Raw genomic sequence first — 21,350 nt, 5'->3', positions numbered from 1 at the left:
TTATGGCTAAAACATATAATCAGATGAGAGAACGTTTAAATTGGTACGTAGGACGTAAGATTGACTTCGATGGCTATTACGGTATGCAGTGCATGGACTTGGCAGTAGACTTCGTTTATTGGGCGACAGGTATCAGAATGTGGGGAGATGCTAAAGATGCGCCTAATAACGCATTTAATGGCAAAGCTACAGTATATAGAAACACACCCGATTTTCAACAAGAAGTAGGAGACGTTGCGGTGTTTACTAGAGGGCGTTTCGATAATAGGTACGGTCACATTGGTATCGTGTATGATAAAGGCAATCTTAACGGATGTACTATCCTAGAGCAAAATTGGGACGGTATGGCGAATACAGGTGCAGCGTTACGTTGGGACGATTGCTCAGGTATCGGTTACTTCATCAGAATTAATTTCGATGGTACATGTATCAAACAAACAGCAGCAGTTACTGTTAATCAAACATCAGTTAATTCAGCACCATTACTAAAAGTTGGTAGCATTCCACCTAAAAATCTTAAATGGTCAACAGGCGCTTATTACATGGCAACTATCGATGATTTAGGAGCAACGTCAGCACGTCGAACAGGTCCCGCAGGAAAGTATAAATTCCACCTTAACAATTATAGTTATGGAGCAGGGGAACAAGTCTATGTATTTGAATCAATCGATGGTTGGTGTCGTATCTATTGGAATAACCATAACGAATGGATCTGGCACGAACGATTAAGAGTAAGAGAAATTTATAAGTAAGAAATCAACCCTGCACTCAAATTATCGAGTACAGGGCTTTTTATTTGCAATAATTGTTGACAATCGTCTACAAAGATGATATATTATATATATGGAGGTGATACAAATGCAATCTCGTAATTCTCGCAGAAAAGAGCGAGAACAAGAAAAAAGAGATAAAACAAACACGTTACTCGCCTGGACAGCGCTATTAGTAGCAGTGCTTGATTATCTCAAAGGTTAAAGGCCTTCCCGAAAGGGAACCTTTACCTCATTATATATGGAGGTGTTGATAATGACAAGAAGACAAACATCAACAGTTATAAGTTTATTATTAATTACGTTTATTATTATTAAATTATTAAGCTTACTATCATAATAAAATACGAGATTGCATTTGATTAAATATGCGAGAAAAAATAGAATGGTTATTAAAAAGTGACATAAAGGGAACAACCATTGAAAAAAATACAGGAGTAAGTCGAGCAGTGATTAGTAAGTTGAGAAAAGAGCAGCGTGATATTGGTGGACTCACATTAGACACTTGTGAAAAGTTATATAATTATGTAATTGCACTTGAGCAAAAGAAGTAGTTTATATCCCTACACTCATATCGAGTGTGGGGGTTTTTTTAATCCGGTCATATACCCGAATATTTGATAATTCGGTTATATAGACGAAAGCACCTATCATTTAAGATAAGGTGCTTTCTACTGTGCCCGCATTATTAAAAAGTTCCACCAAAGTTCCACCAGTTTGGCATGATAATATACGATAATATACGAATTGTGTTTAAGAATAAATCAAACAAAAAACGCTGAAACCCTTTGATAATAAAGGATTTACAGCGTTTTAGTTTTAATAAGTTGTTAAACAACTTATTAACGTGAGTAGTACTCAACGATTAATTGTTCGTTAATTTCAGCAGATAATTCGCTACGTTCTGGAACGCGTACAAATGTACCTTCTAATTTTTCAGCGTCGAATGTTAAGTATTCAGGAACGTGGTTTGATAACTCAACTGATTCAGCGATGATGTTTAATTTTTGTGATTTTTCACGAACTGAAATTACTTGACCAGGTTTTAATTGGTATGATGGGATGTCTACGCGAGCGCCATCTACCATGATGTGACCGTGGTTAACTAATTGACGTGCTTGACGACGTGTACGTGCTAAACCTAATTGGTATACTACTGCATCTAAACGAGATGCTAAAAGTGCCATGAAGTTAGCACCGTGGATACCTTTCATTTTACCAGCACGATCAAAGATTGTGCGGAATTGACGTTCGTTGATTCCGTACATATAACGTAATTTTTGTTTCTCTTGTAATTGTAAACCATACTCAGATAATTTTTTACGTTGGTTAGGACCGTGTTGTCCTGGTGCGTAAGGGCGTCTTTCTAATTCTTTACCAGTGCCGCTTAAAGAAATTCCTAAACGACGAGATTTTTTCCAAGTTGAACCTGTAAAACGAGCCATAATGTGACTCCTCCTCTGTTTTTGTTTTTTATGTAAAAAACAAAAATATGATAAATGCCTAATACGATATAGTATCATTCCGTGCCTTCGCCTTATAGCTTCAGTTACACAACACGCCAACATAGGGGATACTATAGCGCGTATTAATATTTATCTGCTATCTTCGTTTATTCACATAGATTTCATTATAGTGACTTTAGTGTAAGAAGTCAATATTAATATAAATGTTTTTCGAGAATCTTTACGAATTGTTCGATACCTGCTTGATCTTCTTCTGTAAATCTAGATTTAATCGGCGCATCGATATCGAGCACACCGAATATTTCTCCATCTTTAATAATAGGTACGACAATTTCTGATTGAGAATTTGCATCACATGCAATATGACCAGGGAACTGATGTACGTCAGAGACAACCATCGTTTTGCGCTCGCTGACTGCACTCCCGCATACACCTTTTCCAACCGGAATTTGAACACATGCCGGTAATCCCTGGAAAGGTCCTAACTGTAATTGGCCATCTTTCATCAAATAGAACCCAACCCAGTTTACTTCCTGTAGAAATGTATTAAGAAGTGCACTTGCATTGGCAAGATTGCTGATATTATCCTGTTCATCAGTGAGTAATCCGTCCAGCATTTGTGCGAGCATCGTATAATCTTTAATCGGTGTTTGATCGAACATAGTATTCCCTCCGTAGTTATCAATTTTTATGAATAAAAATAGTTTAACTGATTTGATAAAGAATTAACAAGAAATTGTTTTTGAAAAGTACATTTTACGTTATAATGATGAGTAGTACTTTGGAGGGAATGAATTTACATAATGATATATATCATAGTTGGAATCATTGTAGTGATATTGATTGCTGTCGGTGTGCTGTTTTATATGAGAAATCAAAGACGCACACATATCGAAAGCATTGAAGCAAGAAAGAATGAAGTGAAACATTTACCGTTTCAAGATGAACTTGTAAAAGTAAAATCATTAAACTTAAAAGGTCAGGCTGCGCTGCACTTCGAGAAGTGGAAGAAAGAGTGGCAGACTGTATTAAATGAAGATATTAAGACTTGTGAGCTTATTATAAATGATGCGGATGAAGCGCTTGATAAATTTAAATTTAAAGAAAGTGAAACTAAGGTTCAAGAAGCGGACCACTTGCTTGATCATATAGAGAAAAAGTATGGACAGTCTGTAGAAGAGATTAAAGCGTTTATGAATAAGACTGAAGATGATAAGCGCAAGTATGATGCATGTAAGGTTATCTATAGAGAGTCAAAGCGCGACGTTCTTGCTAACCGTCATCAGTATGGTGAATCGGCTGAGCCGCTTGAAGCACAGATCGAAACGTACGAACCTCAAATTAATGTATATCAGACGCTCATTGATGAGGGGAATTATGACGATGCACATACGCATATTAATAGTTTACATGAAGAAATGTCGCTACTGAAAGAAGATATGGAAGAAATTCCAGAACTTATTCGTGATGTACAAAAAGAATTACCTGCACAATTTCAGGATATTAAGTTCGGATGCAGAGACCTTAAGATTGAAGGTTATAACATTGAACATGTTAAAGTAGACAGTACGCTTCAGACGTTAAAAGGGAAGCTGAACCTAGTTGAGCCCTTGATTGCAAGACTGGAACTTGACAAAGCAGAAGAGATTATCGATGAAATTAATGATGCTATCGATGAAATGGTTGAACTCGTTGAACTTGAAGTGAAAGCGAAGAACAATGTAGAATTAACAAAAGAAGAGATAACAGATCATCTGTTTCACGCAAAAGATACGAACTATATAATTCGTACAGAGATAGAATATGTTAAAGATACCTATTATATTGATGAAGAAGCGGTGCAGAATGTGCGTAGCTACGACAATGAGATTCAAAGTTTGATAACAGTGTATGATGAAATATTGATGGAAACTGCGAAATCAAGCATTCGTTATACAGAGGTTGAGGACAATCTAAAATATATTGAATCCCATGTTAAGGTGATCAATGAAAAACAAGAGAAGATACAGAACTACTTGATGAATTTACGTGAAGATGAGCAGGAAGCGCAGCATAATGTATTGCATATTCAATGTAAGAAAGAAGAAGTGTACAGAAAACTGCTTGCTTCAAATCTGTCAAGTGTACCTGAACGCTTTATTATTATGAAAAATGAAATTGATGTTGAGATGCGTGAAGTGCATCAACTTTTTAATAAGCGTCCAATGAATGTAACGCAAGTAAGAGATAAAGTGAATAAAGTACTGACAACCATGAATACATTTGAGTCAGAAGCGATGGAAGTACTGGAGCATGCGCTTTATGCAGAAAAACTGATACAATATGGAAACCGTTATCGCAAAGATTCTTCAGAGGTTAATAAAGAGTTAATTGAAGCAGAACGCCTGTTTAGTAACAATAGATATAAACGCGCAGTAGAAGTTGCTGAGGCGGCGATTGAACGTGTAGAACCAGGAGTGACTGAGCGTATCGAGCAAAATATTCTTCATACAAAGCGCAGATAGAGTATAATGAAACGAATGATAAACCCGAGCCAACTTCAATGTGAAGTTTGCCGGGTTTTGCTTATTGAGGTGAAAGAATGATCTATTTAGATAATTGTGCAACAACAAAGCCGGATCCAGAAGTGTTAAAGACATTTCATACGGTAAATGAAAAGTATTATTTTAATCCATCAAGTCCACATCATAAAGGGCTTGAAACAAATAAATTATTAGAACAGGCGAGAAGTCAGATAAGAGATATATTGAAGCTTAAGAATCAATCTATTATTTTTACGAGTGGTGCCACTGAATCGAACAACCTACTTATTACAGGTATGGCAAGAAGTAAGAAACCGTTCGGACAGACGATTATTACTTCGCATCTAGAGCATCCTTCAGTACTAGAAACAGTACGTGCGCTAGAAAGTGAGGGATTCACAGTTAAGTATGTAGAGTTTAAGGACGGGCGATTAGATTTAGAACACTTTAAATCTCTATTAAACAGTGATGTGACTTTAGTCTGTTTAATGCATGTGAATAATGTCATGGGTGCAATATTACCGATCACATCTATCAAAGAAGTATTAAAGAATTATCCGAAAGTGCATTTTCATGTTGATTGTGTACAATCTTTTGGGAAGCTCGAACTTCCAGTTGATGCGATGGATAGCTTTGTACTTAGTGGTCATAAGTTCAATGGTCTGAAAGGTCAGGGTTTACTGGTCTTCAATCAACTGAAGACCATCACACATACTGTATTTGGCGGGGGTCAGGAGTATGGATTTAGAAGCGGAACGGTGAATGTTGCGAATGATGTTGCTTTAAGTCGCGCAGTACGTATTGCCGAAAGTGAGAGGACAGAATTATACTCACGCACGCAGCATTTTAAAGAACAGCTAGAACATGCAGTGCAGCAACTTCCGGGATTATATGTGAATTCACTTGAAGAGGGTGTGCCGCATATAGTAAATATCGGTTTCCCTGGCGTAAAAGGGGAGGTCATCGTGAATGCCTTTTCGAAAGAAGATATCTGCGTTTCGACGACGAGTGCCTGTTCGTCAAAGCGAGCAAAGTTCAATGAAGCACTGAATGCGCTCCATGTACCTGAAACTGTCATAGCGGGTAGTGTCAGAGTATCATTTGATAAATATACAACACAAAGTGATATCAATCGATTCATCACAGTACTACAACAAATCTATCGTGAAATGAAGGAGTTAATCAAAGATGCAGTATGATCATATATTAGTCAGATATGGAGAATTAACATTAAAATCGGGTAATCGTAATACATTTGTAAATCAGCTTAAATCCAATATTAAATACGCGCTAATTCCGCTAACAGGTTATAAAGTAAATGCCAATAGAGACAGAATGTACGTAGAAGTCACTGAAGATGCTGATGTAGAAGAGATTATGAAACGAATTAGCAAAGTATTCGGTGTACATTCAGTGAGTCCGGTAGTGAAAGTAGAGAAAGATATCGACCAGATAAAATCGAGTGCAGTGAAGCTTGCGCGTGATATTGACGCACCGGGTGTTACATTTAAGGTAGATGCGAAACGTTCGGATAAAGGATTCCCTTATGATACATTCGCCTTACAGCAAGAGCTCGGGGGAGAAATCTTATCGAATATCGAACATTTAACGGTAGACGTTAAAAAACCAGGTTATAAATTGCTCGTGGAAATTAGAAGTGATGCAGCATATCTATATTCTCGCGTGATTAAAGGCGCTGGAGGCCTACCGGTTGGAACGGGAGGAAAGACGCTCTTGATGCTATCAGGTGGTATTGATTCACCTGTCGCTGGAATTGAAGTGATGAAGCGCGGGGTTACGATTGAAGCGATTCATTTCCATTCACCACCCTTTACAAGTGAAGAAGCGAAACAGAAGGTCATTGATCTCACAAGGATTATGGCAGAAACTACTGGAGAGATTAAACTGCATCTTGTTCCGTTTACAGACATCCAGAAGATGATTCATAAGAAAGTGCCTGAAAACTTAACGATGACGTCGACACGTCGAATGATGCTTAAGATTGCAGATAAATTTGCTCGTCAAATTGATGCTAAAGCACTTGTCAACGGAGAAAATTTAGGACAAGTTGCGAGTCAGACACTTGGAAGCATGTATGCGATAAATGCAGTTACAAATTTACCAATATTACGTCCGTTACTAACATTGGACAAAGATGAGATTATTATTAAAGCAAAGGAAATCGGAACATTTGAAACGTCGATTCAACCGTTTGAGGACTGCTGCACAATCTTCACACCGAAAAATCCAAAGACCAATCCTAGACTTGATAAGGTTGAGAGCTTCGAAGCGGGCACTGATTTTGATGCGATGATTGAAGAGGCAATCGCGAATATTGAGACATTAACAATTTCTAAGCATACAGATACGAAACAAGAATTCGACGAGCTGTTATAGGAGGCGTTCTTATGCTTGATAAAAATGTCGTTATAGCGCATCGTGGAGCGAGTGGTTATGCGCCTGAACATACTTTTGCATCGTACGATAAAAGTCATTACGATATGCATGCAGACTATATTGAGCTCGATGTTCATATGACATTAGATGGAGAAATCATTGTCATGCATGATGAATCAATCGAACGCACTGCACTGACGCCAGGGATTATTAAAGAGATGACCCTTCAAGAAATTAAACAGCTGACAATTGGGAAATGGTTCAATGAAAAGTTCCCTGAATTAAAGGCAGACTATTATGCTGAACAGATTGTACCGACACTGAAAGACATATTTGAACGTTATAAAGATGCAAATTATTATATAGAAACGAAATCCCCGGACATCTATCCGGGGATGGAATCAATATTAATCGATACGCTAGATGCATACGGCCTGATCAGTGACACGCGCCTAAAGAATCGTCAGACGGTTATACAGTCATTTAGTTTAGAAAGTTTAATCAAAGTGAATCAGCTCGTTCCCGATATGCCGCTCTTACTGCTCGCTAAAAAAGGTGTGCTGCGTGAAATGCCGGATGAAGATTTAAAGCAGATTCATGCATTCGTATATGCTGTCGGACCGAGTATCGCCGATCTGGATGAAACATTAATCAGCAGAATGCATGACCTTGGATATTTAGTCTTTCCATATACGCTCAATAAAGAAGCGGATATGGAACGCTTAATCAATGCAGGTATTGACGGAGCATTTACAAATTTCCCTGATCTGCTTCGTAAGCAGTTTAGAATAGATAACGGAGAAATATTTGAATAACTAATTATAGGACACCACAAAGTGTATCATAGCAACTTATAAGGAGGGCAACATGGATTTAAATATATTACTCATTTTAATATTTTTCGGATTCTTAGCGGCATTTATAGATTCAGTTGTTGGTGGTGGCGGACTCATCAGTATTCCCGCTCTACTTGCAACTGGTATGCCGCCATCCATCGCGCTTGGAACGAATAAGCTTGCTTCTTCTTTCGGATCATTTACATCAACGTTATCATTTTTACGTTCGAAGAAAGTCGATTTAAATATTGTTGGTAAATTATTTCCGTTATCATTTTTCGGTTCGATTCTCGGTGCATTTATTGCCACGAAGATGCCGCCTGAATATCTGAAGCCTATTGCGATCATCTGTCTGAGTCTGGTACTTGTGTATACGCTATTTAAGAAAGACTGGGGAAGCATTTCGACCTATAAGAAGTTAGATAAGAAAAAGTCGGCATTATTTATTTTTGCGATTACATTTATCGGCTTTTACGATGGGTTCTTAGGGGGAGGGACAGGAAGTTTCCTGCTATTCACCTTACTTATCATCGGTTTTGATTTCTTAAGAGCAGCAGGTAATGCAAAATTTCTTAACTTTGCAAGCAACTTAGGAGCTCTGCTCTTATTCATGGCACTCGGACAAGTAAATTATATGTATGGGCTGAGTATGGGAGCGGCAATGATAGCGGGAAGTTACACTGGTAGCCAATTTGCGATTAAGCATGGTGTATCATATGTGCGTATACTCTTTATCGTAGTGACGGTGCTGTTGATTGGAAAAAATATTGTGGACTACGTTCAGAATTATTTTATGAAATAGTCTGAACGATCAAATGATTTTAAATATGTGAAATGACCTGAAAAAGAACTGCACCGTAGTTATACGGTGCAGTTCTTTATATCTTATAGAAATGTGCGCTCAACTTTATTCCAGAATGAGTTTTCTTTCACTTTGACAGTTTTAATGATCTGTTTACTTAATGTAATATCGATTGTATCTGTATTCTGTATGGATAATGCCTCGTTATCTAGTCCCATTATCGGATAATAGTCTTCTAATTTATCTAGTATTAAAGAAAGCTTACGACCTTCATTTAAAATAATCGCATTACCAATAGTTCTGTAGTTGTTGTTGTTGAAAGATGCGATTTCAGTCATCTGGAAGCAACGTGTAAGCGGATCGATAATGGCGCCATCCAGTGATTTGCTATATCCAGTTGATCCGGTTGGTGTAGAAATCAGCATACCATCGCCGCGGAATGTCTCGAATTTCTGATCATCGATTAATACGTCCAGAGACATCGATTTAATAATTGAAGATTTAATATAGAAATCATTTAAACATAAGTAGCGCATCTCGTTATTAATATTTACATCTAACAAAGGATATTTGCGTACTTCGATGGAATCATCCTCGCTATTTAAAGCTTTATTTAGCAGTTCTGGATTATCAATATGGAAATCAGTATAGAAGTGTTTCTTATTATCTGTCGCAATGCCAACATATATTGCATCTTGACGAAATTTTGTTTTACGTACTGCTTGGAGAAACTCCCCGTCACCACCGATAGAAGCGATGATATTTGCAGTTTGGTGATTATCAGTTACTTCAAAGTCATAATGTTGAATTAACGTTTCAATTTGTGCCTTAGAGTTTAATCCAGCAGGTTCTCTGTTTGTGAAAAAGTAAATTTTATTTCTTTTTTCCATTTTCTTACCCCTCCTTATTGTTCACTGATAGATATTTTTGATACTATATATTATAAGGTCTAACTATTATATTTGAAAGGAAGATACGATGAGTAAAAGAGTGATAGCAATATTATTGGCTTTAGGATTATTTATTGTTGGGTCTACATTAAGCTTCTTCACAAACGTGTTATCTACAGATTTCGCTTCAAGCATGAAGGCACTAGACGAAGAAGGACTTACTTCATCTACTGTTGATGGCAGCGACACGACAAATCAAATTGCACGTATTGAAATAGACGGAACAATTATGGACACGGGGACGCCTTCGCCCTTCTCGGGTGAAAGTTACAATCACCAGCTGATACTGGATTCATTAGATGAGGTGAAAGACAACGGTAATATTAAAGCATTGATGTTAGTTGTGAATTCGCCGGGTGGTGGTGTTTATGAGAGTGCAGAAATTCACGATAAGATTGAAGCGGTCAAAAAAGCAGGTAAAAAAGTTTTTGTAACGATGAAAAATACGGCGGCTTCTGGAGGTTATTATATTTCAGCACCAGCTGATAAAATTTATGCTTCTAAAGAAACGTTGACGGGATCATTAGGCGTAATCATGCAATCTATGAATTATAAAGAGCTTGCGGATAAGTACGGGGTTAAATTCAACACAATTAAGAGTGGACCCCATAAAGACATTATGAGCCCTACAAAAGAGATGGATGAAACAGAACGTGCAATCTTGCAAAAGTTTGTCGATGAAAGCTATGAAGGTTTTGTAAATGTGATTAGTAATGGAAGACATATGGATAAAGCTCAAGTGAAAAAGATTGCTGACGGTAGAATCTATTCGGGTCAACAAGCGCAAAAATTGGATCTTGTAGATGAGATAGGCACTGAGGCAGATGCGATGAATGCACTGAAGAAAGAAATTAAAGCAAAAAACGCTGAAGTCATTGAATTTTCAGTGACAGATGACTTCTTTAATTCTAAATTCTTTGCAGCAGATTCTTTTGTAGGTCACTTAATGGGCAAGAACGATGTAGCTGCAATAAAAGAATTATTGAGTAAACGTCAAGGCATTCAACCAATGTACTTGTATGGGGAGTAGGTGGATGTAATGTATGAAGAAAAATATGATCAACATATTGAAAGTGACTTAGCTGTTCCAATGAATTCGCACAATGTGAATGATAAACTTACACAGCAGTTAATTCATGCGACAGAAGCTGGATTTGGTATTCGGTTTGTAGCATTTATCATTGATTTAATCGTTATTGGTTCGATTAAAAACATTGCATTAAATCCATTTGATGCATCATACGGTTTAAGTGATATGTATATTATGACACCGCTCTTTTCGGTCTATAATGTACTTAGTGCATTAATCTACTTTGGCTATTTTATTTTACTTACGTATTTCTTTAATGCAACACTTGGTAAGATGATCTTAAAATTAAAAGTAGTTCATGAAGATGGCCGCAAACTTTCTATAGGAACGGTTATTACCCGAGAATTCTTTGGACGATATATTTCTAACTTCTTCGCTTATTTACTTTATCTCGTTATACTATTTAATCCAAATAAGCGTGGTATACATGATCTGTTAAGTGATACACTCGTTGTTAAGGAAGAGAGTGCGTTATTAAGAGAAAAGCTTGTGAAGCAAGAAATCAGAATTTAATCAGTCAAATTAATTCGTTTTCTCTTATAAACATGTTAAATTAATAGTGTAAAACAATTTAGGAGGTATCATAATGGCACAAGTTACATTTAAGAACAATCCAATGAAATTATCAGGCGAGCCTGTCACAGTTGGGACGGCAGCTCCGGATTTTTCCGTATTAGCAAATGATTTAACGGTAAGAACATTAGCCGATTACGAAGGTAAGAAGAAATTAATCAGCGTTGTTCCATCTATTGATACAGGTGTATGTAGTACACAAACACGTAAATTTAATGAAGAAGCAGCAGGTATTGATAATGCTGTTGTTCTAACTATCTCTGCTGATTTACCATTTGCTCAGGCAAAATGGTGTGCAGCAGAAGGATTAGAGAACGTGATTACTTTAAGTGATCATAAAGACCTATCATTTGGTACGAACTATGGTGTCGTAATGGAAGACCTACGTTTACTTGCACGTTCGGTATTTGTTCTCAGCGATACAAACGAAGTAGTCTATACTGAAGTTGTTCCAGAAGGTACAGATCATCCCGATTATGATAAAGCGATTGAAGCATTAAAATCAATTTAATTACACGTATTAACTACTGCCCTTAATTTGGGGCAGTTTTTATTTGAAAGGATCATATATGATAGAAGAATTATTTAAAGTTATTGATAGTAAGGCGAAAGCACTCCAAAAAGAAAATGGACATAGTTTTATTGAGAATTTAGGATTAAGTCTTGAAGATATTTATATCAACCAAAGAGATCTACTTGAAAGAAGTACGAGTATTGATCGCAGAAAGGCATTCCAGTTCAGTTATTTAAGCTTATTGAAAGAAGAGATGATACAGCCGAATCACCAGATGACACCAGATAGTATTGGATATATGACTGCGTATGTAATGAATTTGTTTGTTCAAGATGAACAGCTTAAGATATTAGATCTTACGAGTGGTACAGGACATCTCTCGGCTACAATACATGAACAGAATCCAGGCAAGACTTTTGACCATGTACTTGTAGAAGTCGATCCTGTATTATCAAGACTCAGCATCCATTTAGCAAACTTTTTAGAGATACCCTTTGATGTCTTTCCTCAAGATGCAATTATGCCATTACCAGAAGGCGATTTCGATGTTGTTACTGGTGATTTTCCGGTAGGCTACTATCCAAATGATGTAAGAAGTCACGAAATGAAACTCGGATTTAAAGAAGGACATAGTTTTAGTCATCATTTATTAATTGAACAAGCGATAAATAGCCTAAAGCCAGGAGGTCTCGCATTTTTAATTGTTCCGACCCAACTCTTTGAAGGTGACAATGTGGAACAGTTACAAAAATTTGTTGCTACAGAAACAATAATGCAAGCCTTTTTGAATTTCCCTTCAAGTTTGTTCAAGACTGAAGCACGTCGAAAAAGCTTACTCGTATTAGAGCGAAAAAATGGTTCAAAATCCAAAGCAGTTGAAGTTTTACTTGCAAATATTCCCGATTTCAAAGATGAGAGAAATATGAAGACATTTATCGATGAATTAGAAGTGTGGCATTCAGAAAATCGTAACAAATAATTCTGTATTATTCTTGATAATAATCTGTAATAATGATTAAATATAAGTATTCAATTACTTAGGAGGAAGACCATGAAAAAAATTATGGCAATTAATGCAGGTAGTTCATCTTTAAAATTTCAGTTATTTGAAATGCCTGAAGAGAAAGTATTGACTAAAGGATTAGTAGAAAGAATTGGATTACCGAATTCAATCTTTACAATTTCAGTCAATGGTGAGAAGATTACTCAAACTTTAGATATTAAAAATCATGAGCAAGCGGTTGATATGATGCTTGATGAAATGAAAAAACACGGTATCATCCAAGATATTAATGATTTAGATGGTACAGGTCACCGTGTCGTACAAGGTGGAGACATCTTTGAAACAAGCGCGCTTGTAACAGATGAAGTAGAAAAGCAAATTGAAGAATTATGTGAGTTAGCACCATTACATAACCCTGCAAACTTAATGGGTATCCGTGCATTCCGTAAGATGCTACCAAATATTCCGCACGTAGCAATCTTTGATACTTCATTCCATACAACAATGCCTGAAGAAGCATTTCTTTACAGCTTACCTTACAAATATTATCAAGATTATGGTATTCGTAAATATGGTGCACACGGTACGAGCCATAAATTCGTAGCAGAACGTGCTGCAGAATTATTAGATCGTCCTATTGAACAATTACGTATTATTACTTGCCATATCGGTAATGGGGCTTCAATCGCTGCAGTAGAAGGTGGTAAATCTGTAGATACATCTATGGGGTTCACACCACTTGCTGGTGTTACGATGGGAACACGTTCAGGTAACCTTGATCCTGCAATCATTCCGTTCCTGATGGAGAAGACAGGTAAGACAGCTCAGGAAGTTATTAATGTATTAAATAAAGAATCTGGATTATTAGGAATTTCAGGGATTTCTAGTGACTTACGTGACATTGAACAAAAAGCTGAAGAAGGTGACGAACGTGCCATCTTAGCACTAGATGTATTTGCAAGTCGTATCCATAAATACATCGGGTCATATGCAACACGTATGAAAGGTCTGGATGCAATCGTGTTCACTGCAGGTGTTGGTGAAAACTCTGACGTCGTGCGTGCACGTGTATTAGAAGGATTAGAATTCATGGGCGTTTACTGGGATCCAAAATTAAATGCGGGTCTTCGTGGAAAAGAAGCATTTATCAACTATCCACATTCACCAGTTAAAGTTATGGTAATACCAACTGATGAAGAAGTTATGATCGCACGTGATACGATGACTTTCGGTAACTTAAAATAATATGAAAAAAAGGTCGGAACTATTGTTCTGACCTTTTTCCTTTTCAATAATAAATTACCTTATCGAGTATGATATGAACTCCCGGGTTTCTCTACTGTTTATGTTCTTCTAGCAGTTCTTTCGTAGCAACTTCTGGCTGGAAGTTATGTGGCATTGTTTCAGTTCTGACAACTAATACGTCACATTCTGCATGACGTACGATGGCCTCTGATACTGATCCGATGATGAAACGTTCAACCGCATTAAGCCCAGTTGAACCACACATGATTAAGTCTGCACCTAATTTTTGTGCGATTTTCTTAGGAATAATCGTCTTAGGTGAACCGTATTCAATTAAAGTATCCACGTTTGATACACCACGACTTTGTGCTACTCTTTTGTAGCCATCAAGCAATGACTCTGCAAACTGTGTTGCGCGTTCTGAAATAGAGCGGTCATACGCTTCGACGCTTGCATAGCTTCTTGTATCGATAACATTGATGATTGAGAGTGTTGCATTATTACGCTTAGCAACTTCGACTGCCTTATTGAAGGCCCATTCCGCTTCACTTGATCCATCGACTGCGATTAAGATATTTTTATACACTAACATAAAAATCCCTCCATTTACGATCTTTATTACACTTTTATTATATCACTAATGTTTAGAATGTAATAATAGAATTGTAAACATTTTATATATTCTGAATACTCTTACTAAATTAAATGATTGCGTTTTCATTTGTAAATGTTACTATATTCTTGTAAGGATAAATTAAGGGGAGTGTATGACATGTTAATAGGTATTCCAAAAGAAATTAAAAACAACGAGAATCGTGTCGCATTGACACCTGGTGGGGTTCATGCATTAGTTGATAACGGACATGAGGTTATCGTCGAAAAAGGTGCAGGACTTGGTTCTTACTTCACAGATGAGGATTACATCGAAGTAGGCGGACGCATTGGTTCAGTTGAAGAAGCATGGAATGTAGATATGGTAATGAAGGTTAAAGAACCTTTAGCGCCTGAATTTAAATATTTTAAAGAAGGCTTAATTTTATTCACATATTTACATTTAGCTCCAGAACCAGCATTAACGAAAGCTTTATTAGATAATAAAGTGGTAGGGATAGCGTATGAAACAGTTCAGTTACCGACAGGTGGGCTACCATTATTATCTCCGATGAGTGAGGTTGCAGGTCGTATGGCAACACAAATCGGTGCACAGTTCTTACAGAAGATTCATGGTGGTAAAGGAATCTTATTAGCAGGTGTACCCGGCGTTCAAAAAGGTCGTGTAACAATTATCGGTGGAGGACAAGCTGGAACAAACGCTGCGAAAATGGCAGTCGGTCTAGGTGCTGAAGTTACAATCTTAGACTTAAGCCCAGTACGTTTACAGCAGTTAGATGATTTATTCGGAAATCAAGTTCAGACTTTAATGTCTACACCATTAAACATTGCTGACAGTGTACGTGAAAGTGATCTTGTGATTGGCGCAGTATTAATTCCAGGTGCGAAAGCTCCAAAACTTGTAACTGAAGAAATGATCAAGTCAATGAGCCCAGGTTCAGTAGTCATTGATATTGCAATTGACCAAGGTGGTATTTTCGAAACTTCAGACCGTATCACAACGCATGATGAACCAACATTCGTGAAACATGATGTTGTGCATTATTCAGTTGCGAATATGCCAGGTGCTGTACCACGCACATCAACGATGGCATTATCAAATGCAACGATTCCTTATGCAATCCAGATTGCAAATAAAGGGTATAAGCAAGCAGCTTTAGATAACGAAGCAATCCTAAAAGGTTTCAATACGCTTGATGGACATGTTACTTTTGAGGCTGTAGCACAGGACCAAGGCTTAGAATACTTTGATGCAAAATCATTGTTGAATAATTAATGAAAGAATAAAATCGAGGCCCGCATATTGATGGGGGCCTCGATTTTTGTATATTAATGATAGATTTCTCTGCCATATGCATGCTGAAATGGAATCCATTTTTTCAGCTCAGTGAATTCATTGCTGTCTGCTACTTCCGGAATAATCTCAATTTTACCTTTGGAATGTCGTAACAGACGACCAAGCTGCTGCGTATTATCAACGATAGGTTTCAAGTAAGAAACATCCCCATGTGTGATGATTGCTGATACATTTATCTCAATTAATGCATCCATCGCTTTTAGTTGTGTGCGGAGCGGAATCTTATCAAATTGAGAATGCATGATCACTGGTGTTGATTCAGCAGCTTGAATTAATGTCCGCATCACTGGAATATCAAGGTTATTATCAGAGTCCAGTGCACCGAATATAAAGCCATCTATCTTCAACCGATTCAACTGTCTAATATCTTCCCGCATGATTTCGACATCAAATAAAGTGTAACGATAACTTTGGAATGATGGATTGATGAGTGCGTATACTCTGACGTTTAGGGGATGGCAGTATTCTATCGCTATTTTTGCGAATCCGTAACTTGCTGTCATCCCGGTCTGATTGATAACAATATGTGTTCCTCCATGATTTACTGCTTCGTATAGATCATGGAAAGTTTCGACGACATTATATGTGGTCATTTTACATAGCTCGTGAGTACTTCGTATCCATCTTCTGTTACTAGAATATCGTCTTCAACGCGAACGCCGACTGTTTCAGGATAGTAAATACCGGGTTCGATTGTAAATACCATACCAGCTTGTAATGTGTTTTCATTTGATGAAGAGATATCTGGGAATTCATGTACACTGATGCCGAGACCGTGACCTAGACGGTGTGGGAAATAGTCTCCATAACCTTTAGAGGTGATATAATCACGTGCAGCTGCGTCGATGTCTTTAATAGGTACACCGGGCTTTACAAGTGCTATCGCACGTTTATTTGCTTCTGTAACGATACTGTGAATATCTTGATGGAGTTGAGGAGGCGTACCGAATGCTACTGTACGTGTAATATCAGAACAATAACCTTTGTATATAACACCAAGATCAAAGAGTACATATTCGTCCTCATTCAACGTTCTTCCTCCAGGTGTGCCGTGTGGACTTGCTGCGTGATCACCAAAGAGTACCATCGTACTGAAACTCATATCAGAAATACCTTCAATACGTTTCATTTCATTTTCAATAATCTGCACAACTTCCGCTTCAGTAATACCGATTTTTAATGCTGCTACTCCGGTTTCAACTGCTTGGTCTGCGTAGCGTGCAGCTTGTTTTAATAAAGCGATCTCATCTTCTGATTTAATGTTTCGCATGTCTTTAATGATCTGATCGATTGACTGTAATGCACTTGGTTTGAAGTGCAGCTGAATTGCTTTCTCACGCTTTACTGTTACATGTTCCTCTTCGATAAACATCACAGCTCCATCTGGAATCTCAAGCTGATGTTTCGCTACTTGAAAGGCATCTTCTGTATCTGAATAGCCAATTGTATTTAAGTTTGACGCATTTATCGCATCGTTCACTTCCATTGCAGGCACGATTAATGATGCTTCGTGCTGCGTTACGTATAAAGCCGTAAGTCGTTCGTGTGGGTCAGAAAGGAAGCCACTGAAGTAATTAATATTTTCTGGTGTTGTAATAAAAGCATGTGTAATATTCTGTTCAGTCATATAAGCTGTCAATTTTTCTAGATTTTTCATATCATTGCTCCTTTTTCATAGTACTACTAGTGTAAATTAGATTAATTGATTATTCAATTTTCATGTGTCGGCTTTTTAAATACACTTTAATTCATGTATAATAGAACCTAACAATAGGAGAGAGGTGTTATAATGGAAATCTTTTTTCACGGTCAATCTTGTATTACATTCGAACATAATGGAAAGAAAATCATTGTAGATCCTTTTATTAATGGGAATAATCTGTCAGACTTAGATAGTGAAACACTTGAAGTGGATTATATTGTACTTACACATGGACATGGCGACCATCTAGGAGATACTGAAGCAATTGCAAAGCGCACAGGAGCAAAGGTAATTGGAACACCAGAACTTTGTGATTATTTAGCAGGTAAAGGTGTTGAAAATACACATCCGATGAATATCGGTGGGAACGTAGCATTTGATTTTGGTAAGGTAAAATATGTGCAGGCATTCCATAGTAATTCTATTACTGAAGCGGGTGACATCATTTATTTAGGTATGCCTTGCGGTCTGGTCTTTACACTAGGAGAAAAGGTTATTTACCATTGTGGTGACACTGGATTATTCTCTGATATGAAATTAATCGCAGAGCGTCATCCTGCTGATGTCTGCTTTGTTCCGATCGGCGATAATTTTACGATGGGTATTGACGATGCAGCTTATGCTATTAATGAATTGATCAAACCGACTATTGCTGTTCCAATTCATTACAATACATTTCCGTATATTGAAGTTGATGTGAATGCGTTTGCTGATAAGGTACATACGAAGGTTAAAATATTGCAGAGCGGTCAATCTGTTTCAATTTAATAATAAGTAAGAGAATGGGTGGAACATTGACAAAACATGAACAAATCATAGAACATATCACCAATTTACCCGTGGGGTCAAAGATATCTGTAAGACAAATCGCAAAGATACTCCGTGTATCTGAAGGTACTGCATATCGTGCAATTAAAGAGGCTGAGAATAATGGTATCGTTTCAACGATTGAACGTGTTGGAACGATTCGTATCGAAAAGAAGAAGCGCAATGCAATAGATAATCTGACGTTTGCAGAGATTGTTAATATTATTGACGGTCATGTTATTGGTGGGCGTGAGGGCCTGCATAAATCATTGACCAAGTTTGCAATTGGTGCCATGGAACTAAACGAAGTGGAGAAGTATATCGGTGAGAATACCTTGCTTATTGTCGGTAACCGTTCAGAAGTACAGAAGCTTGCCTTGTCAAAAGGCTCTGCCGTACTCGTTACAGGTGGTTTTGATACTACTGAGGAAGTTAAAAAAATGGCAGACAGCTTAGAATTGCCGATTATCTCTTCTAATTTTGATACCTTTGCTGTCGCAAACATGATCAATCGCGCTATCTATGATCAGCTGATAAAAAAAGAAGTGCTCACAGCACAAGATATATTGATAAAGATAGAGAATACAATCTGTTTAAGAGAAAACGATACTGTCAGTGAATGGAATCATCTTTCAGAATCATCGAAGCACACGAGATTTCCAGTGCTGGATGATAATAATAAACTGAGTGGAATCGTAACAAGTAAAGATGTACTAGGGAAGAATCCTAATGAGAAGATTAAAAAGGTGATGACGAAAAATCCCGTATCAGTGAACTTAAATTCTACTGTCGCAAGTTGTGCGCATATTATGATCTGGGAAAGCATTGAACTGCTGCCAGTTGTTTCTAGATACAATAATCTACTTGGTATCGTATCGCGAGAAGATGTGTTGAAGGCGATGCAGGTTGTCGATCGTCAGCCTCATATTGGTGATACGATTAATGATCAGGTGCTTAAGAAGATGACATTTAAAGAAGGTGAAATTTCAGTGAAAATCTCACCTCAAATGTCCAATCAGTTTGGCATGCTGAGTAAATCTGTTTATTTAGCGATTATAGAAGAGACAATAAATCATGAAATGAAAAAGCATATTAAAGGCGATATACTAATAGATAATATCGATATTATATTTATTAAGATCGTACAGATGGACAGTGAAGTGAATGTGACATTTACGTTGCTCGATCTTGGTAGAAAAGCAGCGAAAGTAGAGGTGGCGTTATCTGTCCGCAATCAAACCGTTGCCAAATCACTTTGTGCGGTACAGGTGATTGAACATTTCTATTAAATAACAAAACCCATACGTGTATATGCGTACGGGTTTTGTTATTAATGAAGCTATCGTTGGCGCTGTTTCTTTTCAAGTTCAGCCCATGCAGCGTCTTCATCTGCAAAGTGAGACTCAAAATGATGCTTTGCTCTAATCGCATATTGATAGTTAACTACTGCAAAGACGATCAGTATCGCGCATACTACAAAAGTAAACCACTGTGGAAATAACAGCATCTGGTTCAAAGCGAAGGCAAACATAAAGATAGCGAAACATTGACGTGCTCGAGCGCGATACCAGGCGCGACGAACGTCTTTCACTGTTCTGAAGTACTTAGCGATATTAAATATAGTAAATATAAATGAAAACAACATAACAGCAACAAGTGCTGATATAATATAAGGAAAAATAACTTCCATTTGAATTAACCTCCAGTCTTATCGATTATATCAACGAAATGAATTTTAGTAAATAAAGGAGAATATATGAATAAACAAGAAATAAATGCACTGATTAATGAAATCAATGCTTACGAGACAATTATTATTTTTAGACATGTCCGACCGGATCCAGATGCATTAGGTTCACAAATAGGATTAAAACATGCAATTAAGCGTTTATATCCCAATAAACGTGTATATGCGGTGGGTACTGAAGTTGAAAATTTAAAGTTTATCGGTGACATGGATACTTTAACTGATAAACAGTTTGAAAGGGCGTTAGCGCTCGTTTTGGATACTGCAAATGCACCGCGTATTGATGATAGCAGATACACGCTTTGTGATAAGGTAATAAAAATCGATCATCATCCCCCTGAAGATCAATATGGAGAACTTAACATTGTGGATACGACTGCATCGTCAACAAGTGAAATCATCTATGAAATATTGACTTCTCTAGGATATGGAAGTGATTATATCGATACCGCAGCAGCAAAGTGTCTTTATATCGGGATTGTTGGAGATACTGGAAGATTTCTCTTCAATAATACAACATCGCGAACGATGGAAGTTGCTGCTGAACTACTTAAGTTTGATATAGATCATACGAAGATGATTAATCAAATGCAGCAACGAGAGGCTTCAAGTATGAAGTTTCAAGGCTTTGTGCTGCAAAACTTTAACTTTGATAATGGAGTCGGCAATATTTTCATTTCTAAGGAAATACTAGAAAGATTTAATATTACCGCTTCAGAGGCTTCGTTATTTGTCAATGCCTTTTCCGATATGAAAGGAATCAAAGCATGGGCTTATGCTGTAGATGAAGGCGATGCTATTCGCGTGAGACTTAGAAGTAAAGAAGTTGTGATTAACACGCTCGCTGCTAAATATAATGGCGGAGGTCATCCATTGGCAAGTGGTGCTTCTGTATATAGCATATCGGAATACGAGCAGTTGTTAAGTGAACTAAAGAAACTTGTAAATGGGTAGGTG

General features: G+C 37.3%; 23 protein-coding genes. 16 read left to right on the top strand and 7 right to left on the bottom strand.

Annotation, left to right across the window (positions count from 1 at the left end; all coding sequences use genetic code 11):
* The first annotated feature begins 2 nt into the window (after positions 1–2).
* Both KYI10_07550 and KYI10_07545 read left to right on the top strand, forming a co-directional pair.
* On the top strand, positions 3–752 hold the full coding sequence (locus KYI10_07550; GenBank protein ID QYA32240.1) for a CHAP domain-containing protein: 750 nt from the start codon (positions 3–5) through the stop codon (positions 750–752).
* A gap of 386 nt (positions 753–1,138) precedes the next feature.
* A complete protein-coding gene (locus KYI10_07545) occupies positions 1,139–1,324 on the top strand; it encodes a hypothetical protein (protein QYA32239.1) in 186 nt (61 codons plus the stop codon).
* 288 nt (positions 1,325–1,612) lie between these two features.
* Here KYI10_07545 and rpsD read toward each other — a convergent pair whose 3' ends face one another.
* Entirely contained in the window at positions 1,613–2,215 is a 603-nt protein-coding gene (gene rpsD, locus KYI10_07540; GenBank protein QYA32238.1) for a 30S ribosomal protein S4, read from the bottom strand.
* 215 nt (positions 2,216–2,430) lie between these two features.
* On the bottom strand, positions 2,431–2,898 hold the full coding sequence (locus KYI10_07535; GenBank protein QYA32237.1) for a GAF domain-containing protein: 468 nt from the start codon (positions 2,896–2,898) through the stop codon (positions 2,431–2,433).
* Between the two features lie 138 nt (positions 2,899–3,036).
* On the opposite strand from KYI10_07535, the gene ezrA reads away from it, so the two are divergent.
* From ezrA to KYI10_07510, 5 genes are all read left to right on the top strand, one after another.
* Positions 3,037–4,740: a septation ring formation regulator EzrA gene (ezrA, locus tag KYI10_07530; GenBank protein QYA33936.1), complete on the top strand. Its 1,704-nt coding sequence runs from the start codon at positions 3,037–3,039 to the stop codon at positions 4,738–4,740.
* Between the two features lie 77 nt (positions 4,741–4,817).
* Entirely contained in the window at positions 4,818–5,957 is a 1,140-nt protein-coding gene (locus tag KYI10_07525) for a cysteine desulfurase family protein (protein ID QYA32236.1), read from the top strand.
* The gene (gene thiI / locus KYI10_07520; GenBank protein ID QYA32235.1) at positions 5,947–7,155 is read left to right on the top strand and encodes a tRNA uracil 4-sulfurtransferase ThiI; all 1,209 of its coding nucleotides are present in this window, start codon (positions 5,947–5,949) and stop codon (positions 7,153–7,155) included. Before KYI10_07525 ends, thiI begins: the two co-directional genes overlap by 11 nt.
* Before the next feature lie 11 nt (positions 7,156–7,166).
* On the top strand, positions 7,167–7,970 hold the full coding sequence (locus KYI10_07515; GenBank protein QYA32234.1) for a glycerophosphodiester phosphodiesterase: 804 nt from the start codon (positions 7,167–7,169) through the stop codon (positions 7,968–7,970).
* Between the two features lie 52 nt (positions 7,971–8,022).
* Entirely contained in the window at positions 8,023–8,793 is a 771-nt protein-coding gene (locus KYI10_07510) for a TSUP family transporter (GenBank protein QYA32233.1), read from the top strand.
* Between the two features lie 83 nt (positions 8,794–8,876).
* On the opposite strand, the gene KYI10_07505 is transcribed toward KYI10_07510, so the two are convergent.
* Positions 8,877–9,683, bottom strand: coding sequence for an NAD kinase (locus KYI10_07505; protein QYA32232.1), 807 nt, complete (start codon positions 9,681–9,683; stop codon positions 8,877–8,879).
* A gap of 88 nt (positions 9,684–9,771) precedes the next feature.
* Between KYI10_07505 and sppA the strand changes: the two genes are divergently transcribed.
* The 5 genes from sppA to KYI10_07480 all read left to right on the top strand — a co-directional run bounded on the left by sppA (position 9,772) and on the right by KYI10_07480 (position 14,168).
* Positions 9,772–10,773 (top strand): signal peptide peptidase SppA, encoded by a 1,002-nt coding sequence (gene sppA / locus KYI10_07500; GenBank protein ID QYA32231.1) that lies wholly within the window; start codon positions 9,772–9,774, stop codon positions 10,771–10,773.
* A 9-nt stretch (positions 10,774–10,782) separates the two neighbouring features.
* Positions 10,783–11,346 (top strand): RDD family protein, encoded by a 564-nt coding sequence (locus KYI10_07495; protein QYA32230.1) that lies wholly within the window; start codon positions 10,783–10,785, stop codon positions 11,344–11,346.
* A gap of 73 nt (positions 11,347–11,419) precedes the next feature.
* Entirely contained in the window at positions 11,420–11,917 is a 498-nt protein-coding gene (tpx, locus tag KYI10_07490; protein QYA32229.1) for a thiol peroxidase, read from the top strand.
* A 58-nt stretch (positions 11,918–11,975) separates the two neighbouring features.
* Positions 11,976–12,899 carry a class I SAM-dependent methyltransferase gene (locus KYI10_07485; protein ID QYA32228.1) on the top strand — a complete coding sequence of 308 codons (924 nt, stop codon included), beginning with the start codon at positions 11,976–11,978 and terminating at the stop codon, positions 12,897–12,899.
* 72 nt (positions 12,900–12,971) lie between these two features.
* Positions 12,972–14,168: an acetate kinase gene (locus KYI10_07480; GenBank protein ID QYA32227.1), complete on the top strand. Its 1,197-nt coding sequence runs from the start codon at positions 12,972–12,974 to the stop codon at positions 14,166–14,168.
* Between the two features lie 91 nt (positions 14,169–14,259).
* On the opposite strand, the gene KYI10_07475 is transcribed toward KYI10_07480, so the two are convergent.
* Positions 14,260–14,760, bottom strand: coding sequence for a universal stress protein (locus KYI10_07475; GenBank protein QYA32226.1), 501 nt, complete (start codon positions 14,758–14,760; stop codon positions 14,260–14,262).
* A 180-nt stretch (positions 14,761–14,940) separates the two neighbouring features.
* On the opposite strand from KYI10_07475, the gene ald reads away from it, so the two are divergent.
* Complete coding sequence (gene ald, locus KYI10_07470) at positions 14,941–16,056, top strand: alanine dehydrogenase (GenBank protein QYA32225.1); 1,116 nt, start codon at positions 14,941–14,943, stop codon at positions 16,054–16,056.
* Between the two features lie 53 nt (positions 16,057–16,109).
* Here the strand turns inward: ald and KYI10_07465 are convergent, their stop codons facing one another.
* Positions 16,110–16,730, bottom strand: a complete 621-nt coding sequence (locus tag KYI10_07465; GenBank protein QYA32224.1) for a copper homeostasis protein CutC — start codon at positions 16,728–16,730, stop codon at positions 16,110–16,112.
* Positions 16,727–17,794 (bottom strand): Xaa-Pro peptidase family protein, encoded by a 1,068-nt coding sequence (locus KYI10_07460; protein ID QYA32223.1) that lies wholly within the window; start codon positions 17,792–17,794, stop codon positions 16,727–16,729. Before KYI10_07460 ends, KYI10_07465 begins: the two co-directional genes overlap by 4 nt.
* Before the next feature lie 132 nt (positions 17,795–17,926).
* Between KYI10_07460 and KYI10_07455 the strand changes: the two genes are divergently transcribed.
* A complete protein-coding gene (locus KYI10_07455; protein QYA32222.1) occupies positions 17,927–18,607 on the top strand; it encodes a metal-dependent hydrolase in 681 nt (226 codons plus the stop codon).
* 26 nt (positions 18,608–18,633) lie between these two features.
* Entirely contained in the window at positions 18,634–19,935 is a 1,302-nt protein-coding gene (locus tag KYI10_07450; GenBank protein QYA32221.2) for a DRTGG domain-containing protein, read from the top strand.
* Positions 19,936–19,985: 50 nt separating this feature from the next.
* Here the strand turns inward: KYI10_07450 and KYI10_07445 are convergent, their stop codons facing one another.
* On the bottom strand, positions 19,986–20,336 hold the full coding sequence (locus KYI10_07445; protein QYA32220.1) for a YtpI family protein: 351 nt from the start codon (positions 20,334–20,336) through the stop codon (positions 19,986–19,988).
* Positions 20,337–20,402: 66 nt separating this feature from the next.
* Between KYI10_07445 and KYI10_07440 the strand changes: the two genes are divergently transcribed.
* Positions 20,403–21,347 (top strand): bifunctional oligoribonuclease/PAP phosphatase NrnA, encoded by a 945-nt coding sequence (locus KYI10_07440; protein ID QYA32219.1) that lies wholly within the window; start codon positions 20,403–20,405, stop codon positions 21,345–21,347.
* Positions 21,348–21,350 lie beyond the last annotated feature (3 nt).

This window comes from Macrococcus sp. 19Msa1099, assembly GCA_019357535.2.
Lineage (GTDB): Bacteria > Bacillota > Bacilli > Staphylococcales > Staphylococcaceae > Macrococcoides > Macrococcoides psychrotolerans.
The sequence above is the reverse complement of the archived record's forward strand: the minus strand, read 5'-3'. Positions and strand labels throughout refer to the sequence as shown.

Coding starts and splice junctions, on each gene's coding strand:
- KYI10_07550 (QYA32240.1), top strand. CDS start 3: ATGGCTAAAACATATAATCAGATGAGAGAACGTTTAAATTGGTACGTA.
- KYI10_07545 (QYA32239.1), top strand. CDS start 1,139: ATGCGAGAAAAAATAGAATGGTTATTAAAAAGTGACATAAAGGGAACA.
- rpsD (QYA32238.1), bottom strand. CDS start 2,215: ATGGCTCGTTTTACAGGTTCAACTTGGAAAAAATCTCGTCGTTTAGGA.
- KYI10_07535 (QYA32237.1), bottom strand. CDS start 2,898: ATGTTCGATCAAACACCGATTAAAGATTATACGATGCTCGCACAAATG.
- KYI10_07525 (QYA32236.1), top strand. CDS start 4,818: ATGATCTATTTAGATAATTGTGCAACAACAAAGCCGGATCCAGAAGTG.
- thiI (QYA32235.1), top strand. CDS start 5,947: ATGCAGTATGATCATATATTAGTCAGATATGGAGAATTAACATTAAAA.
- KYI10_07515 (QYA32234.1), top strand. CDS start 7,167: ATGCTTGATAAAAATGTCGTTATAGCGCATCGTGGAGCGAGTGGTTAT.
- KYI10_07510 (QYA32233.1), top strand. CDS start 8,023: ATGGATTTAAATATATTACTCATTTTAATATTTTTCGGATTCTTAGCG.
- KYI10_07505 (QYA32232.1), bottom strand. CDS start 9,683: ATGGAAAAAAGAAATAAAATTTACTTTTTCACAAACAGAGAACCTGCT.
- sppA (QYA32231.1), top strand. CDS start 9,772: ATGAGTAAAAGAGTGATAGCAATATTATTGGCTTTAGGATTATTTATT.
- KYI10_07495 (QYA32230.1), top strand. CDS start 10,783: ATGTATGAAGAAAAATATGATCAACATATTGAAAGTGACTTAGCTGTT.
- tpx (QYA32229.1), top strand. CDS start 11,420: ATGGCACAAGTTACATTTAAGAACAATCCAATGAAATTATCAGGCGAG.
- KYI10_07485 (QYA32228.1), top strand. CDS start 11,976: ATGATAGAAGAATTATTTAAAGTTATTGATAGTAAGGCGAAAGCACTC.
- KYI10_07480 (QYA32227.1), top strand. CDS start 12,972: ATGAAAAAAATTATGGCAATTAATGCAGGTAGTTCATCTTTAAAATTT.
- KYI10_07475 (QYA32226.1), bottom strand. CDS start 14,760: ATGTTAGTGTATAAAAATATCTTAATCGCAGTCGATGGATCAAGTGAA.
- ald (QYA32225.1), top strand. CDS start 14,941: ATGTTAATAGGTATTCCAAAAGAAATTAAAAACAACGAGAATCGTGTC.
- KYI10_07465 (QYA32224.1), bottom strand. CDS start 16,730: ATGACCACATATAATGTCGTCGAAACTTTCCATGATCTATACGAAGCA.
- KYI10_07460 (QYA32223.1), bottom strand. CDS start 17,794: ATGAAAAATCTAGAAAAATTGACAGCTTATATGACTGAACAGAATATT.
- KYI10_07455 (QYA32222.1), top strand. CDS start 17,927: ATGGAAATCTTTTTTCACGGTCAATCTTGTATTACATTCGAACATAAT.
- KYI10_07445 (QYA32220.1), bottom strand. CDS start 20,336: ATGGAAGTTATTTTTCCTTATATTATATCAGCACTTGTTGCTGTTATG.
- KYI10_07440 (QYA32219.1), top strand. CDS start 20,403: ATGAATAAACAAGAAATAAATGCACTGATTAATGAAATCAATGCTTAC.